The sequence below is a fragment of the Ornithinibacillus salinisoli genome (genome assembly GCF_042684965.1).
Taxonomy (GTDB): Bacteria; Bacillota; Bacilli; order Bacillales; family Amphibacillaceae; genus Ornithinibacillus; species Ornithinibacillus salinisoli.
The window spans coordinates 97,641-114,509 of record NZ_JBHUMI010000014.1; the positions used below are offsets into that span (position 1 = coordinate 97,641).

Here is a 16,869-nt window from a genome sequence, read left to right on the forward strand (position 1 = left end):
TCGAGGGGTCTGTCCCCAAAACCCAAAAACCGTCTTATGCAAAGTGGCAGGCTACCCAATGATTGTTTTCTACTTCTCGCCACTCTGGTATGGTTGCACATTGTTCAGTTGCAAGTGGACATCTTGTTCGGAAACGGCAGCCTTGTGGCGGATCAACAGGACTTGGTATGCCACCTTCCAATATTATCCGCTCCCTTGTTTTCTCTATAGAAGGATCTGGTACTGGAACAGCTGATAAGAGCGCCTGTGTATAAGGATGTAATGGGTTTTCATACAGCTCATCCGAACCCGCTAGTTCCACCATCCCACCCAAATACATTACACCAATTCGATCACTAATATATTTAACCATCGATAAGTCATGCGCAATAAAGAGAAAAGTTAAATCTCTTTCCTCTTGAAGCTCTTTTAATAAATTCACAACCTGTGCCTGAATGGACACATCCAAAGCAGAAATTGGTTCATCCGCAATTATCAGTTCTGGTTCAACAGCAAGTGCACGTGCTATTCCAATTCGCTGCCTTTGCCCACCAGAAAATTCATGAGGAAACCGGAGTGCATGGTCTTTTTGTAGACCAACGATATCGAGCAATCGCTCTACCTTTTCCTTCCGCTCCTTCGCATTTTTAGAAAGACCGTGTATATCCAGCCCCTCCGCAATAATATCCTCGACTTTTTTCCTTGGATCGAGGGAGGCGTACGGATCTTGGAAGATCATTTGGACTTTTTGAGCAAATTCCTTCTTGTTTTTATTAATTAACGGCGTGTTATTATATAAAACCTCCCCATCAGTCGGTTCATATAATCCTAGAATCGTTCGACCTGTAGTAGATTTTCCACATCCTGATTCTCCAACAAGACCTAACGTTTCTCCTCTTTTTATTTCTAAATTAATTCCATCAACAGCCTTCAAAACTTGTTTGGATGGGAGTTTAAAATGTTTTTTAAGATTCGTTACTTTCAATATCGTTTCATTGTTATTTAAAGCAACGGAAGCCGCTTCTTCCAATCCATCGGAAACCCGATTGGTAAAATCAATCCTTGGTGCTTGTGGGTGCAACAGCCATGTTGACGCCTCATGCGTTTCACTAACCTGAAATGTCGGTGGCTCTTTTTCATAGTCAATAGCCAAGGCAAATTCATTACGAGAAGCAAATGCGTCTCCAGCTGGTGGATTCATCAAATCTGGTGGACTACCAGGAATAGAATATAATTTTCCTTTTGTATTCATATTCGGCATCGAACGAAGTAATCCCCAATTATACGGGTGTGTTGGCTGATAGAAAACCTCCTCTACTTTACCTTTTTCTACTATTTTCCCAGCGTACATAACAGCTACCGAATCTGCAACATTTGCTACAACTCCTAAATCATGCGTAATAAAAATTATAGCTGTACCCGTCTTCTTTTGAATATCTTTCAACAGATCCAAAATTTGAGCTTGTATCGTTACATCCAAAGCAGTTGTCGGTTCATCCGCAATAAGCAATTTTGGATCACATGCAAGAGCCATCGCTATGACTACTCGTTGACGCATGCCACCAGAAAATTCATGTGGATATTGATTTATTCGCGTTTTAGGATTAGGAATACCTACCAACTCAAATAATTCAATCGCTAATGCTTCCGCTGCCTTTCTACCTAAATTCCTATGCTTCAAGGCACCTTCGATAACCTGCTTACCCACTTTCATTGTTGGATTCAAAGCAGACATTGGATCTTGAAAAATCATCGCTATTTCCGACCCACGAACTTTTTGCATCTCTTTGTTATTAATGGATAGTAAATTCTTATCCTCAAACCATATTTCCCCTTGATCAATAGTGGCATTTTGTTTTGGCAGAAGACCCATAATTGCTTTAGAGGTTACCGATTTTCCAGAACCAGATTCACCAACAATTGCAAGTGTCTCTCCTTTATGTATGGACAAATCAATACCTCTTACAGCATAAACCGATCCAGAGTACGTTTGAAAAGATACATGCAAATCTTTAATGGACAGTAATGGCTTCATTTAAAATCCCTCTCTGTCTGACATTATTTAAAGTAAAGTGAGCACGAATTGCTCCAATTTTTTCTTTCCTTGCATTCAAAACAGGTGCATTATGATAATGATCTAATTGCTCCCAAATTGCTGAATTTCCTACTTTTAACTGTTTGAGAACTTCCATTGCAGCGACATTAGTTCCTCTAGCATTGCCATCATCGACTTTTATAGCTACACCAAGCCCTGTTTCTTTATCGCCAAAACAATGCACGCCTTCCGCTCCTCCTTTAGCGACAATTCTTCCGTCAAATACATTCATTAAATCTGAATCAAAGCGGTTAGTCCCTGCAACCATTTCAGGATACGTTGACATTGCCTTACGAATACGTTTTAGTGCGTTTCTTCGTTGTTTATCTCCCTCACTCCATTTATCAGGAGATGCCAGCCGACTAAATGCAAGTGCCATATGAAATAACGGAACACGGTGTACAGGAACTCCACAACCGTCAACAGATGTTTTAATTTCGTCACTTGCAAAACTACTTACATTGGCAATGACATCAATAATTTGCTGTTGATAAGGGTGAGTTAATTCCCTATATGTTTCAACATCCATCTGTTGCTGCACACATCCTGCCAACATCCCTGCATGTTTTCCGGAACAGTTACTATAAAACGGCGTTAATTCTCCTCCAGATCTGATTAACTGATTATAACTATCCATATCCCGTGGAACATGAGTACCACACTGGAGGTGACTTTCCTCTAGATGGAGCTTTTGTAAGACAGCTGCTACTGATTCCCGATGAATGGGTTCTCCACTGTGACTAGCACAAAATAAGGATAACTCGCGTTCAGTAAAATCAAATGCTTCCATTGCTCCTGATTCTACAACTGGCACTGCTTGAAATGGTTTCATAGATGATCTAGCAAACGTTAATCTATTTGTATCCCCGTAATAGGAAACAAGTTCTCCATTTGGTTTAACTATCGCAATATGAACATCATGTGTACTTTCTACATAATCCCCTCTATAAACTTGAATTGGTTTCGTTGAATGATTCATGTCTATCTACCCTTTCTGTCTTTTATTTCCTCATTCTTGGATCAAATGCATCCCTCAATCCGTCACCTAGCATATTAAAGCAAACCATTAGTGCAACAATGATAATAGATGGGTATGCTAATAGGTAGAATTGGTTCCGCATGGACTGAAATCCGTCATTAATAAGAACACCTAGTGAAGCTAGTGGTTCCTGAAGACCTAATCCGATAAAGCTTAAAAACGCCTCCATAAAAATAGCACTAGGTATTGTAAACATCATATTGATGATAATGATTCCTAATGTGTTCGGGAGCATATGACCTAAAATAATACGTTTGTTACTGGCTCCTAATGCCCTTGCAGCGAGAATAAACTCCTGTGTTTTTAGTTTAAATACTTGTCCTCTTACAAGTCTGGCCATATTAACCCATCCTGTGATAACCATGGCTAGCATAATAGTCATAATTCCAGGTTTCATTAACATAATCAGTAGAATAATAATAATTAAGTTTGGTATTCCAACTAGAATTTCTATAACCCGCTGCATAATGTTATCTATTTTTCCACCTCGCCATCCAGAAATGGCTCCATAAGTGATTCCAATCATGATATCTAAAAGTGCCGCTAAAACCGCAATATATAATGAGATACGTGTTCCTTCCCATAATCGCGTCCATTGATCACGACCAAATTTATCCGTACCTAACCAATAATCACTACTAGGTTCTGTATAAACACTGTCATAATTTGTTTGCTGATAACTATATTCATTTAAGTAGGGACCAATAATTGACAACAACACAATGACTAGAATGATGAATAAACTTACCATTGCTGCTTTATTTTGTTTCAGACGCAGCCAACCATCTTGCCAATTAGAGCGAACAGGTTTACTTATTTTTTCACTCTGTTCCTCTTTCCTACCAACAACTTCGAACATTTTATCTGGATAAGTCTCCTGCTTTTCTTGTGTTGTTTTCACGAAGCAATCACTCCTTTCTATTAACCCTTATCCGCGGATCAATGATTCCATACAAAACATCCACAATTAGTATAGTTAGTATAAAAAATGCACTGTAAAAGAGCGTTAATCCCATAATAGTTGTATAGTCATTCATTTTAATAGAATCGACAAATAAACTACCTATACCAGGAATACTAAAGATATTTTCAATAACTAACGAACCAGTTAGTAAACTCACAAAAACAGGTCCTAAGATCGTCACAACTGGAATTAAGGCATTTCGTATCGCATGCTTCACAAGAACTGCCAAGTCTCCTAATCCTTTGGCCTGTGCTGTAACAATATAATCTTGTTGTAGTACTTCCAACATTTCATTTCTCGTAAATCTAGCAATTAACGCAACCACTGTAACTGCTAAAGCTATTGTTGGCAAAATCGAGTTGTCATAACTTTCCCAATAAGCAACTGGGAAAAGCCCCCACTTTAAACCAACATAAAACTGTAAAAATGCTGCCAATACAAAGTTGGGAATCGATACGCCTAACACAGCTACAATCATCGTAATATAATCCCAAATTGTATTATGTCTAAAAGCTGCTACCATCCCTAAAATAATTCCAATAGACAGACCAAGAACAACAGCTTGAAAACCTAATAAAGCAGAAGGTCCTACACGCTTTATAATGAGTGAACTGACTGGTTGCTCTTTATAGTAGTAAGATACTCCCAGATCACCTTGTAGCAAATTGCTCATATATTTTATATACTGAACATGGACAGGTTCATCAAGTCCATATCTTGCATAAAATTCCATCCGTGCTTCTTCCGTTAAATCTGCTAGTTTTTCTTCATCGAATGGTGATCCAGGTAACATTTTCATTAGAAAAAATGTGAGTGTAGCAATGATAAAAAGTGTAATCATAATATTTATTAGTCGTACAAGAATAAACTTTTTCATCGTTAGTTTCCTCCCTCCTTGGAGAATAAGGGTTGGGTTTCATATGTAGAAATAAGGATGCCTCTCCATAAAAGAGGCATCACTAAAATTAATTAGTTTACCGTTACATCCTTAAGCTCTAGACGTGCTCCATATGGATGATTCACTAAATTTTCGACATTTGATTTTTGTAAGAAGGCAGATCCTTCATAATAAAGTGGTCCCAATACAGCATCCTCTTCTAGTAGGATTCTTTCAGCTTCTAATAATAGATCCATACGTGTAGCTTCGTCTTTTTCTTCCTTTGCCTTATATACTAGATCCATATATTCAGGGTTGTGATAGTGTCCTCTAAATGCACTAGGTGGGTCTCCTACCCATAAATCAAGGTAAGTTGTAGCATCATTGTAATCTGCACCCCATTTGGAAATAACAAACTGGTAATCATCCTCACGCATTGCATCTAATCGACCACTATATGGTTTCGTTACGATCGAAATATCCACATCCAAGTTTTCTTTTACCTGACTTTGAATAAACGTAGCAGCATCTTTTGCAACGGTATCATCTGCGGTTAAAATCTCAACTTCTGGTAATTCGCCACCAATTTCAGCTAAACCTTTTTCCAAATATTCCTTAGCTTTTTTAAAATCTGGTTCAATAATTTTTCCATTAAGGTCACGGAATGATTGATCTTCAAGCCCTTGCATTTTTGGAGCAATTAATGAATATGCAGGCTCGGATCCATTATTTAATATTGTAGAAGTTAACACTTCTGGTTCATATGCCAATTGAAAGGCTTTACGAATATTTTCATTATCAAATGGTTCCTTGCTCAAATTAAATTGAATGTACCATGAAGTAAACTCTGTCTCCGTACCAAATTCGTCACTATCTTTAAATTCATCGACATCATTGGAAGATAATGTAACTCGATCCAACTCTCCAGCTTCATATAAATTCAACTGGGTACTCTTTTCTTTAATTACTTTCAAGCTAACCTGATCTAAATCTACATTATCCTGATCCCAATATTGATCATTTTTTTCAAGTTCTACTCCAGCCGCTTGATCATACTCAGTTATTACAAATGGACCATTATATAGAATAGCGTCATGGCTTAATGCAAATTGATCTCCTTGCTCTTCTACAAAGTCTTTATTTAATGGAAAATAAGTCGCAAAAGCCGTTAATCCTAAGAAATATGGTGTCGGTTCATTCAACTCCACTATTAATGTACTTTCGTCTTCTACCGTAATAGCTACTTCGTCTTCAGTAGCCTCACCACTCGCAAAAGCGTCTCCGCCTTTTATATAATCTGCTAGAATAAACGAATACGAACCAGATGTATCCGGATGCATCGCACGTAACCAAGAATATTTAAAATCATTTGCGGTCACATCTTCTCCATTGCTCCATTTAATGCCTTCTCGCAAATGGAAGGTATAAGTTAGTGCATCATCTGACACATCAACGCTCTCGGCCATCGCAGGCTCTGGATTGTTCTCCGCATCTAAACGATAAAGTCCTTCCATAACATTGTTCAAGATATCAAAAGAAATACCATCGGTTGTTTCTACCTGGTTTAAATCAGGAATATCATTTTCCAAACTTAAACGTAGAACCTTTTCTTCGCCTCCACCCTCTTCAGAATTTTGTTCCGAGCTGGCTCCTTCATCTCCAGAGAAGTTACAAGCAGAGAGAAGCATAATAGCTAACAGAAGCATCCCCCAGATCTTCCATAAATTTTTCTTCATTTTTCAAATTCCCCCTTTTAATTTATTAATTATATATTTGCAAAAACCATGCCAAGTCTGAAACCTACTAATTTTCAATTTATTAAATCAAACAGGTTAATTAAAAGGCTATTTGGTTGTTTTATTCAACCTAAAAAACACCCCATAAAATAACGTAGTGTAGATTGAAGACTGTTTTAAAGTTGGCATGTAATTTGCTATGTTATATAAAAAGAAAGGGGAACAAATATGAAAACATGGGAGAATTTATTCGAGGAATCAGATTTTATTCAAGATTTATCTGACTTACTAGCCATACCTAGCATCAAACAATCCAATCCCAAGGAAGGAATGACTTTTGGGGAAGATATCCAAAAAGCACTATCGTTTATGTTAGCAAAAGGAGAAGAAGAAGGGTTATTAACCTATCAACATGATGGATTGTATGGTTATATCGAATTTGGACCAAAAGAAGCAAAAGATTATATTGCGGTTTTATGTCATGTTGATGTGGTTCCAGCATCAGGTAAATGGACAAATCCACCATTTGAACCGTATGTAGAAAATAACCGAATATATGCGAGAGGAGCAATCGATGATAAAGGTCCTACAATGGCAGCATGGTATGCTCTAAAACTATTAATAAAATCAGAGTACCCCATTAAACACCGAATTCGTCTCATTATTGGTACGAACGAGGAAAGTGGTATGAATTGCATGAAATCCTATGTTGCCAATGAGCCAGAAGCCCTATTTGGTTTTGCACCCGATGCTCAGTTTCCAATTATTCATGCGGAAAAAGGGCAAATAAATCTAGAGTTATCATGTAAGCCAAAATATGCTAAGGACACGATTAATCTCGAATCGTTTCAAGCTGGAACAAGAGGAAATATGGTTCCAGACATAGCTAGTGCGGTAATAAAAGGAAAGTTTACGCAAGAACAATTACAGCGTATTAATCAATTAGAACAAATTCATGAGGATGTTTCCATGGAACAAACTGATGAACATTCGTTCACAATCCGAACTGTAGGTGTCTCTGCACATGGAATGGAACCATTTAAAGGTCAAAATGCTGCTTTTTCACTTGCGAGTATTTTACTTTCATTGGAAGAACTACAATTCCATCCATACTTAACTTTTATCCAAACGTATCTAAAGAATGACTTTTATGGGCAAAATCTTGGCATAGATTTCGAGGATAATATAGCAGGAAAACTTACCGTAAATGCAGGAATTCTTCATTATGATTTAGAAAAAGGTGGAACTATTCAACTAAATATCCGGTGTCCAATTGAAACACCATATGAGAAGACTATCGACCAACTAAAAGCATTAGCAGATCAAAAAGGATGGTTTATATCGAATCAACGATCAACACAGCCACATTATGTTCATGCAGAACATGATGGAATAAAAGCACTACAAGTAGCATATGAAAAGGTAACGAATAATAAAGCTACTCTCCTGTCAACCGGCGGGGCAACCTATGCTAGATTTTTAACAAATGGTGTCGCTTTTGGAGCCGTTTTTCCTGGTAAAACCAATACTGCACATCAGGTAGATGAATACGCTGAGTTGGATGATCTAAAAAAAGCCACACTTATATACGCAGAAGCACTTTATCGATTAGCAAATATTTAATTTTGAAGTAGAAAAAGAAGTGTGTATGTAGCTTACACACTTCTTTTCTCTGGTTGTTCCAAATATGACAAGAACCGTTCTCCATTCGAATTAATAAATGAACCTTTCCTTCCTTGTCCGACCTCAATGAGGTTCATCTCAGAAAGTAATTCCATTCGATAACGTAGCATCTGCTCTGTTATTGTTGGATTCTTATTTGCTAGCAATTTAAGTAAGTTTTTACGTCCAATTCCTTTACAACCTAATTGAACAAGAACCGTTAGTATCAGTTGGCAATCTTGTAAAAACCCTTTTTCAGTCAAAGTATAATAGATCATATCTTCTTGTTCGAAGTATTGTTTTAATGGCACTTGTTGTTCTTTAATATAAGAAGGCAAAACATCTACTGTAACTTCACCTTCACTAATATGGCTAATATATTCGATCGTATTTCTAATTTCGCGAACATTACCTGGCCATTCGTAATTCAACAACTCATCTATCACTCTTTTGGAAAAAACGATAGGTTCCCGCTGTAATTTTTCTTCAAATTCCTTCGCAAACAATTCGCATAATAGTAATATATCTTCTTTTCGATTACGAATTGGGAGTAATGGAATTGGTAGTATATTCAGCCGATAAAATAAATCTTCCCTGAACTTTCCTTCATTAATAAGTTGTTTTAGGTCCTTATTTGTAGCTGTTATCACGCGAACATCTATTGGTATCGGTTGTCCTCCTCCAACTCGCTGAATTTCTCTTTCTTGGAGAACCCGAAGTAATCTATTTTGAATGGTTGGTGATGCATCTCCAATTTCATCTAAAAAAATGGTTCCTTGATGAGCTCTTTCAAATAATCCCATACTACCCGTTTGACTTGCACCTGTAAAAGCACCTTTTTCATACCCAAATAGTTCACTTTCTACTAAAGATTCAGGGACGGCAGCTAGATTTACAGCAACAAATGGGCCATCACTCCTATTGGAAGCTGAATGAATTGCTTGTGCCATCACTTCTTTCCCTGTACCGGTTTCTCCATAAATAAAAATAGTCGAGTCACTTCTCGCCATTTTCTTTGCCTTTTCAATAATGGAAAGCATAGTTGCAGAGTTCGTTCTGATATCGGAAAAAGTATGCTTTGCTACAAGTCCCTTTTTCTGAGTCTTTATTCGGTAATTTGTTTCAATACTTTTAATCCGATTCATTTTTTGAAACAGAATAATCGTCGCAAATACCTTCGAACCGACTAATATTCTTTTTTTTCTTATGTAAAAAGTTGTGTTCTCAATTTCAATAAAATTTTCTTTCTCCATTTCCACTTGCATGAATGGATTATAAAAAACAGTAGGGATACTCGATAGATCTTCACTTATCAAATCCATATAGGTTTTGCCTAATAATTCTGATGCTTGCGAGTTGATCGAAATAATTTGGTTAAATTGGTCGTATACAATTAATCCCTCTTCAATTTGATCAACGATTCCTTCTAAACTTTTTTGCAATCCTTGTGATTGATTAATCTCCATATTTAATTCTTTCACTAAGGAAACAGTGGAATGAATATACCTTGCAGTTAACTGGTTATTACTCGCAAAAGTAGAAATTCCAAAATACTCATACACTTCGTATAACGTAGACATATCAAGTAATCGATTCCCAATATCGATCATGGTTTTTATCGTGTTAGGAACCAGATCTACCTCACCTGGAGTAACGGCAACAGTTATGGAAGGATCTGGAGTCTCTTGTCCATAATAAGGAACATAAGTATGATTAATTCCTACTTCCAATAATGTATTAATTGCTTCCTCTGCTGCATCTTTCATATTGTTAACGAGATATACCCGTGATCCCTTGGGTAACGAAAGCAATTGTTTTATCCTCGCAAAGTTAATCGAACGTCTGGCAATAATATACGGAGTATCTTTTTGAATACACTTTTTCCCCATTTGATATACAACCTCACTAGTTGCCAATGTTAAATCAGGTGTATATATAGTCTCCATTTGGTCAACCAGTATCCCTCTGACATTACAATGCTGTGTAAAACCAACATCATGTAATTGATTAATAATTGCATGCAACGAAGTATTACGATAAGCAACAACCAAAAGTTCCAATCTATTCTTCCCCATGTATCATCACCCTTTTCTTACTAGCATTCTACCATAGGGACAGACCCCTCGTCCCACAAAAATGGGTTGTGAGCGTGGGAGCTGTTCCTTACTATCACTAATAGCAATTACTTATCAACGACAACTCCAAACTTATTTCCGTCTATATCATAGAAATCAAAACCAAATATGGCACCATGATCAATTATTTTGGTAACCTCGACTCCCCTTTGTTGTAGCTCTTGATGAGTGTCTTTAATATTGACAGTAGTAAAATTATAGTATGTTTTATCAAAATTACTAAAGTCTGGAAACGTTGTTGGAGGTTTTTCATTCACTTTCACAAGCGTAAAATATTGCTTCTCATTTCAAAGGTAAAAATCAGCCCCTGTATTATCCGGCCACGTTCCTACATGATTCAATTTCATTTTTTCCTTATAACACTTAATTGATCTTTCAAATCCTTTACTGGTACAAAAACCGCACCTATCTTTAACATCTTTCATTCCTCCTTTATACTTTTCAACTTAAGAAACGTATTATTATGCAAATTCCTTACATCAAAGTTTAAAAATTCATATTCTGTTCAACAACACACCATAAAGACGTTCCCATCTTATATACACTAATCTCAGTATCTCGTAACATACCAGCAGTTTCTTTTGCAGTAAAATTAAAAACTTCCATAAACAAGACAACAACAATTTGCTTAACTGACAAATACTCCGCTAATTGCTCTAATATTTCCCGAACTTGAAATGGGTTCATAATGTCTTTCAAATTATGTATGTGTTCCTCATTTTCTTCCAATGATTGACTATCTAAGGATTTTTTCCTTTTTTCATCAATCCATGTGTTCTTCGTAATAGTGGGACGAGGGGACAGGTCCACTGTCCCAGTTATAAGGAGAAGGAAGAGGTTTTAAACTTCTCTCCTCTCAACGCAATCAAAAACAGGACTGCATTGAATGCAATCCTGTTTTTGTATTCCTTGTACTGATATGGAGTTGGGACGAGGGGTCTGACCCCTACTGTACCTTAGGAGCGTGGGACGAGGGGTCTGTCCCCACTAATTCCCTACGTACAAAGTGCCCTGATCCTAACCATGCTGCACATGCGAATATCAGATAAATAGCCTGTGTTGCTTGGGCGCCTTGTAATAGTACTTGAAGTCCCATTCCAAACCCTAAGGCTGGGATGACTAATAAAAATGTACGGAAAATGCGTTCAAAACCTTTATGAGGTGGTAGTGGCCAAAGGCGTGAGAAGAAAACACCTAAGGCTACCCCCATCCCAGAAACGACAAACAATTGCGCAAGAACGATTGGTGTCGGAAATGGCCAACTCATCACATAATGTCCAACCAGATAGAATACCTCTAGAAACAGCGTAATTCCAATTACTTTTTGAAAAGTTTTCAAATTCATCCACGGATGTAGGAAGTAAAATACGCCAATACACACTGCTATAATTATGGTCCAATTCATGCTTCCTGCCTCCTTTCCGACATCAAACCATCGATATGGCCTGTATCATATATGTCTATTAAATTCTTATTCTTCTTTTCCAGCAGCTATTTCACTATCTTCATCAACTTCCGGTGCTCTTACATTCTCAATTAACTGCTGAATTTCTAGCGGTGGAGCTGCCGTATTACGAGAGACAATGAAACTTACAATGAAGTTCAGTACCATACCAATTACGCCAACACCTTGCGCATTAATACCGAAAAAGCTTTCTAGAATTGGCTGATCTGTACCGAAAATAGATTGCGATAGAATCATACCAATCATCGCAAGAGTAAAGATCAAACCTGTTAAAATACCAGCAACTGCCCCTTCTTTATTCATCTGTTTATCAAAAATACCGAGTAAAATAACAGGGAAAAGACTCGCCGCTCCTAGACCAAATGCTAGTGCAACCACTTCACCAGCAAACCCTGGTGGATTGATCCCAACATATGCAGCAATTAATAAGGCAACCAACAACGTAAGACGACCAACCCGTAGCCGTTGTTTTTCTGATGCCTGCTTATTAAAAATACGATAATATATATCATGCGAAACGGCACTTGTCATCGTAATTAATAAACCAGAAGCTGTCGATAGTGCTGCTGCCAGACCACCTGCGGCAACTAAGGCAATAATAAATGGTGCAAGATTTGCCACTTCCGGGGTGGAGAGAACGATAATATCTCCATCAATAACAACCTCGTTATCGTCACCACCAGTAAAATCAACGATTCCATCGCCATTCAAATCATTAAATTGTAATAATCCTGTTGTTTCCCATTTTTCCACCCACTCAATATTCTGTATGTCTTCTAATGGTTCGCCGGCGATCGTGTCTATTAAATTATACTTTGCAAACGCCCCGACTGCTGGAGCAGTTAAATATAGCAATGCAATAAAAATGATCGCCCAAACTGCCGACCATCTAGCAGAACGAACACTTTTAACCGTATAGAAACGGACGATCACATGTGGTAAACCTGCCGTTCCTGCCATTAATGCCAGAGTTATCATAAAAACATTTAATAGCGATAAATCCGTAAATGGAGACATATATTCCGTCATGCCAAGATCTACTTGAATTTGCCCGAGTCGATCGACTATGTCACTTCCAGTAAGTGCTAACTGTGGAATGGGATTTCCCGTTAATTGAAAGGAAATAGCAGCTGCAGGAATAATGAAAGCAATAATAATGACAAAGTATTGAATAGCTTGTGTCCATGTTACACCCTTCATTCCTCCAAGTAGAGCAAAGAAACCTACAATAGCCATTCCGATTAGTACACCAACAATAATGTCAACTTGCAAATAACGACTAAAGACAATTCCAACCCCACGCATTTGGCCAGAGATATAGGTTAGTGAAATAAATATGGTGGCAATCGCTGCAACAGCACGGGCATTACTGGAATAGAAACGATCTCCGATAAAATCAGGTACAGTGAACTTTCCAAATTTTCGTAAATATGGTGCTAGTAATAACGCCAAAAGAACATATCCACCAGTCCAACCCATTAAATAAATTGTTCCATCAAAGCCTAAAAAGGCAACCAAGCCGGCCATCGATATAAACGAGGCTGCAGACATCCAGTCAGCTGCGATTGCCGCACCATTAGCTACAGTTGGTACATTTTGTCCTGCAACATAGAAATTAGATGTATCACGAACCCTTGACCACCAACCAATTCCTGTATATATTGCAAAGGTTATTATAACTAACGTAATCGTAATAAATTCTACACTCAAAAGCTATCCCTCCCTCTTATCCTATTTTTTTCTGCTCTTTCTTTAATTCCTCTAAATATTCCTTATCCAATTTATCCATCCGTATTGCATAGGACAAAATCAAACAAATAAACACTAAAATAGCACCTTGTTGAGCAATCCAATAGGAGAGTGATACACCAAAAAATTGAACTTTATTTAATGGTTCTGCAAACAGAATTCCTCCCCCAAATCCAACAATAGCCCAAATAGTTAGTAGGATACTTATTAACTTCACATTTTTCTTCCAGTATCGTGTTTGCTTATCATCAAGCGTTTTATAAGCATCTGATTTTTCCAACCTAAAGACCTCCTTATAAAAGTAAACTTAAATCAACAAAGGTAAATACTCCCCCCTTGATAGAAAAAATACGCAATACCTCTTAAACTACTACCACCTCCATAAAGAAAACGCTTACATTAAAACCACAAAAAAATACTGGATATCTTCTGTATATTCAGTATATAAAATTCAAACTATTCAATTTTTATTATCATCCCAAATGTCGCTAAGCCTGTTTCAAATGTATAAATTCATATCTAAACGACATTGTTGATTAGGGGTCAGGTCCCTCGTCCCACTTTAGGAGACGTACCTGATGGGACGAGGGGTCTGACCCTCCGTCCCATCAACCCCCATCCCCTCCATCTCTTCACCTTTGCAGGACGTCAAAGAGGCCTTTGGCTGCTGTTCGGCTTAAGGGGATTTCGGATTTGTTTGTATCTTTTATCACTAGGTTATATGCCCCGTTAAACCATGGGCTGATTTCCTTAATTGCATCTATGTTAACTAAGTAGCTACGATGGGGCCGATAAAATGGATAGCCTATTAATTTATCCTCCAATTCATTCAAGTTCATTCTTGTTTCCATAATATCGTTTTTTAACGTATGTATTTTTAGCACTCGCCCTTCTCGAACGGCAAAACCAATTTGTTTCGGATCGATAACGACCATTTTTTCATCGACAGTTAATACTATTTTATCTACTTTCGGTTTAACAACTTCTTTTGGATGGAGTGCTGCACGTATCCGCTTCATGGCAACCTGAAATCTATCATGGTCAAATGGTTTGAGAAGATAGTCTGTTGCCTGAAGATCGAATGCTTGTACACCATAAGAATCATAGGCGGTCGTAAAAACGATTAGCGGACCACCATTTTTTTGTTCGGTCCGAAGAGTTTCAGCCACCTCTATACCTGTCAAACCTGGCATATGAATATCAAGAAAAATCACATCTGGGTGGTAATCCTGGTAGAACGATAATAATTGCTCTCCATTCTCTGCACTTGGACATAATATTACTTCCTCTTCCTGCTGCAAGAGATACGCTAACTCTTCTCTTGCTAACCGTTCATCCTCTGCTATCATTACGTTTATTCTCATATTTAAACACCTCTTCTAGAGAATCTATTGAGTTTCGTTGACTTATATGTATTCCATCCCTATTTCATTCATGAGTGTAAAGGTAGAGAGAATGAAACTTTACTTCCCTCATTCAAATTTTCAAAATGCAGTGCACTTTGATTTCCCATTAATCCTTTTAGCCTTTGATTGATATTAAAAAGTGCAGTTCCATTACCATTTTCAAGGTGAAAAGGTTCCTTACCAAGTACAGATATCATCTCATCCGGAAACCCATGGCCATTATCCGTTACTTCAAAATAAACGGTCTCGTTCCTTCTCATAGCTTTTATCTCTATTTCCCCATTCTCCATCTTCTTTAGACCATGTTGTACACAGTTCTCCACTAATGGTTGTAATGTCGCTGGAGGAATATACACATCCTGCAATCCGTTTTCAATGTTCATGTTTATCCTAATCTGATCGGGAAATCTTGCTCTAACTATTTCTAAGTAAGCATACAAATGCTCCAAATCATGTTGCAAAGGGATCAGCGACTCACTGGCAATTTTCAAATTAGCACGCATGTATTGACTTAATTGTACAAGAATGTGTCGGGCTTGTTCTGGATTAACCCGTAACAACGAGTGAATTAAATTAAACGTGTTAAATAGAAAATGTGGGTTGATTTGAGCTTGCAAGTTACGTAATTCCGCCTCTTTTAGCAACTTCTTCATACGTTCTGCCTCAAATCCATTAATTTGATTGGTAATAATGGTACCTAAACCTTTTGCCAATGCAATCTCAACTTGACGTATCTGTTGGGAATGCTGGAAATATAAATTTATTAATCCAATGACATCTCCTGAACGATAAATAGGAACCATAATTGCTGTTTGAAGTGGACATGTATCCAATCTACAATGAATATCTTTTTTCTCATAAGCGATTTGAATTTCTCCTTCTTCTACTGCTTTACGAGAAAGCCGCATTTTTAACGGCTCACCGATTCGATGATGATCACCGCCAAGGCCAACATGAGAAAGAACTCTACCTCTGTCCGTAATCGAAATTGCCGCTACTTCCAATTCATCATATAGTAATTGGGCTAGTTTACAGGCATTGTCCGACAATGGTGCTTCCCTTAACAATGGTAATGCCTTTTCTGCAATCGATAAGGCTCGATTTGTTTCCAATGCTGCTTCTCTTTCTGTTTCATTTAAAGCAACTCGAATCATCATCGTAAAAATGGCTAATGCGACCGAAATCGTAATAACTAGCGGAATTCCAATCGTATTCACAATCTCAACACCCGATTCGGGGTTTGGTAAAAAGATTAACAGCAAGCCCATATATAATACTGGTGGAAAAATTCCAATGAATAATGCTTTATTAGGTGCAATGACTCTTTCCTCGGAAAAAAACTGCCCTGTCCAACCAGTAATCAATCCTGCAAGTGGATTAATCAAACTATTCGCTAGCCAACCATCACCACCTAATAATGCTACATAAAGACCCGACACCATTCCTGCTCCTAGTCCAACAAATGGTCCACCTAAAAGACCAGCGATCATCACAACAACAAAACTAAATTCAATGAGCACGACATCATCTTGAACCTCTAGAACTAATGCCTGCATCATTAAATCATCACCTTGCATCATGACACCTACATGAGCACCGATAGCTCCCATTAAACCAAAAACCAACGCATAGTAGATAACCGTTTTTACCGTAATATCTCGATCTAGTAACGAACGGAAACGAGGAATTCGAGTTAACATAAAAGCAATGAGTAATAACAGACCAATTCGTTGAAGTAAGATTATCGTTAGCTCAATCATGA

Annotated in this window: 14 protein-coding genes; 1 reads left to right on the forward strand and 13 read right to left on the reverse strand. The window is 37.6% G+C overall.

Going from position 1 to position 16,869, the window contains the following annotated elements:
- Positions 1-34: 34 nt before the first annotated feature.
- From ACFSTA_RS07835 to ACFSTA_RS07855, 5 genes are all read right to left on the reverse strand, one after another.
- A complete protein-coding gene (locus tag ACFSTA_RS07835) occupies positions 35-2,014 on the reverse strand; it encodes an ABC transporter ATP-binding protein (protein ID WP_377556050.1) in 1,980 nt (659 codons plus the stop codon).
- Positions 1,992-3,053: an asparaginase gene (locus ACFSTA_RS07840; RefSeq protein WP_377556051.1), complete on the reverse strand. Its 1,062-nt coding sequence runs from the start codon at positions 3,051-3,053 to the stop codon at positions 1,992-1,994. The genes ACFSTA_RS07835 and ACFSTA_RS07840 overlap by 23 nt, the downstream gene beginning before the upstream one ends.
- 22 nt (positions 3,054-3,075) lie before the next feature.
- Positions 3,076-3,972 (reverse strand): ABC transporter permease, encoded by an 897-nt coding sequence (locus ACFSTA_RS07845; protein WP_377556448.1) that lies wholly within the window; start codon positions 3,970-3,972, stop codon positions 3,076-3,078.
- Between the two features lie 49 nt (positions 3,973-4,021).
- Positions 4,022-4,954: an ABC transporter permease gene (locus tag ACFSTA_RS07850; RefSeq protein WP_377556052.1), complete on the reverse strand. Its 933-nt coding sequence runs from the start codon at positions 4,952-4,954 to the stop codon at positions 4,022-4,024.
- Between the two features lie 92 nt (positions 4,955-5,046).
- Complete coding sequence (locus tag ACFSTA_RS07855; RefSeq protein ID WP_377556053.1) at positions 5,047-6,690, reverse strand: peptide ABC transporter substrate-binding protein; 1,644 nt, start codon at positions 6,688-6,690, stop codon at positions 5,047-5,049.
- Positions 6,691-6,918: 228 nt separating this feature from the next.
- On the opposite strand from ACFSTA_RS07855, the gene pepV reads away from it, so the two are divergent.
- Positions 6,919-8,313 (forward strand): dipeptidase PepV, encoded by a 1,395-nt coding sequence (gene pepV / locus ACFSTA_RS07860; RefSeq protein WP_377556055.1) that lies wholly within the window; start codon positions 6,919-6,921, stop codon positions 8,311-8,313.
- Between the two features lie 32 nt (positions 8,314-8,345).
- Here pepV and ACFSTA_RS07865 read toward each other — a convergent pair whose 3' ends face one another.
- From ACFSTA_RS07865 to ACFSTA_RS07900, 8 genes are all read right to left on the reverse strand, one after another.
- Entirely contained in the window at positions 8,346-10,427 is a 2,082-nt protein-coding gene (locus ACFSTA_RS07865; RefSeq protein ID WP_377556056.1) for a sigma-54 interaction domain-containing protein, read from the reverse strand.
- Positions 10,428-10,534: 107 nt separating this feature from the next.
- Positions 10,535-10,750, reverse strand: coding sequence for a hypothetical protein (locus tag ACFSTA_RS07870; protein ID WP_377556057.1), 216 nt, complete (start codon positions 10,748-10,750; stop codon positions 10,535-10,537).
- A 223-nt stretch (positions 10,751-10,973) separates the two neighbouring features.
- Positions 10,974-11,297 (reverse strand): hypothetical protein, encoded by a 324-nt coding sequence (locus ACFSTA_RS07875; protein WP_377556058.1) that lies wholly within the window; start codon positions 11,295-11,297, stop codon positions 10,974-10,976.
- Between the two features lie 136 nt (positions 11,298-11,433).
- Positions 11,434-11,892, reverse strand: a complete 459-nt coding sequence (locus ACFSTA_RS07880) for a hypothetical protein (protein WP_377556059.1) — start codon at positions 11,890-11,892, stop codon at positions 11,434-11,436.
- Between the two features lie 66 nt (positions 11,893-11,958).
- Positions 11,959-13,662, reverse strand: coding sequence for a sodium:solute symporter family protein (locus tag ACFSTA_RS07885; protein WP_377556060.1), 1,704 nt, complete (start codon positions 13,660-13,662; stop codon positions 11,959-11,961).
- Between the two features lie 16 nt (positions 13,663-13,678).
- Positions 13,679-13,981: a DUF4212 domain-containing protein gene (locus ACFSTA_RS07890; RefSeq protein ID WP_377556061.1), complete on the reverse strand. Its 303-nt coding sequence runs from the start codon at positions 13,979-13,981 to the stop codon at positions 13,679-13,681.
- Positions 13,982-14,333: 352 nt separating this feature from the next.
- On the reverse strand, positions 14,334-15,065 hold the full coding sequence (locus tag ACFSTA_RS07895) for a LytR/AlgR family response regulator transcription factor (RefSeq protein ID WP_377556062.1): 732 nt from the start codon (positions 15,063-15,065) through the stop codon (positions 14,334-14,336).
- A gap of 68 nt (positions 15,066-15,133) precedes the next feature.
- Complete coding sequence (locus tag ACFSTA_RS07900) at positions 15,134-16,867, reverse strand: LytS/YhcK type 5TM receptor domain-containing protein (protein ID WP_377556063.1); 1,734 nt, start codon at positions 16,865-16,867, stop codon at positions 15,134-15,136.
- Positions 16,868-16,869: the final 2 nt, after the last annotated feature.

Bases quoted from the DNA above. Each gene is read 5' to 3' on its own strand.
- ACFSTA_RS07835 (WP_377556050.1), bottom strand. From the start codon at position 2,014: ATGAAGCCATTACTGTCCATTAAAGATTTGCATGTATCTTTTCAAACG.
- ACFSTA_RS07840 (WP_377556051.1), bottom strand. From the start codon at position 3,053: ATGAATCATTCAACGAAACCAATTCAAGTTTATAGAGGGGATTATGTA.
- ACFSTA_RS07845 (WP_377556448.1), bottom strand. From the start codon at position 3,972: ATGTTCGAAGTTGTTGGTAGGAAAGAGGAACAGAGTGAAAAAATAAGT.
- ACFSTA_RS07850 (WP_377556052.1), bottom strand. From the start codon at position 4,954: ATGAAAAAGTTTATTCTTGTACGACTAATAAATATTATGATTACACTT.
- ACFSTA_RS07855 (WP_377556053.1), bottom strand. From the start codon at position 6,690: ATGAAGAAAAATTTATGGAAGATCTGGGGGATGCTTCTGTTAGCTATT.
- pepV (WP_377556055.1), top strand. From the start codon at position 6,919: ATGAAAACATGGGAGAATTTATTCGAGGAATCAGATTTTATTCAAGAT.
- ACFSTA_RS07865 (WP_377556056.1), bottom strand. From the start codon at position 10,427: ATGGGGAAGAATAGATTGGAACTTTTGGTTGTTGCTTATCGTAATACT.
- ACFSTA_RS07880 (WP_377556059.1), bottom strand. From the start codon at position 11,892: ATGAATTGGACCATAATTATAGCAGTGTGTATTGGCGTATTTTACTTC.
- ACFSTA_RS07895 (WP_377556062.1), bottom strand. From the start codon at position 15,065: ATGAGAATAAACGTAATGATAGCAGAGGATGAACGGTTAGCAAGAGAA.
- ACFSTA_RS07900 (WP_377556063.1), bottom strand. From the start codon at position 16,867: ATGATTGAGCTAACGATAATCTTACTTCAACGAATTGGTCTGTTATTA.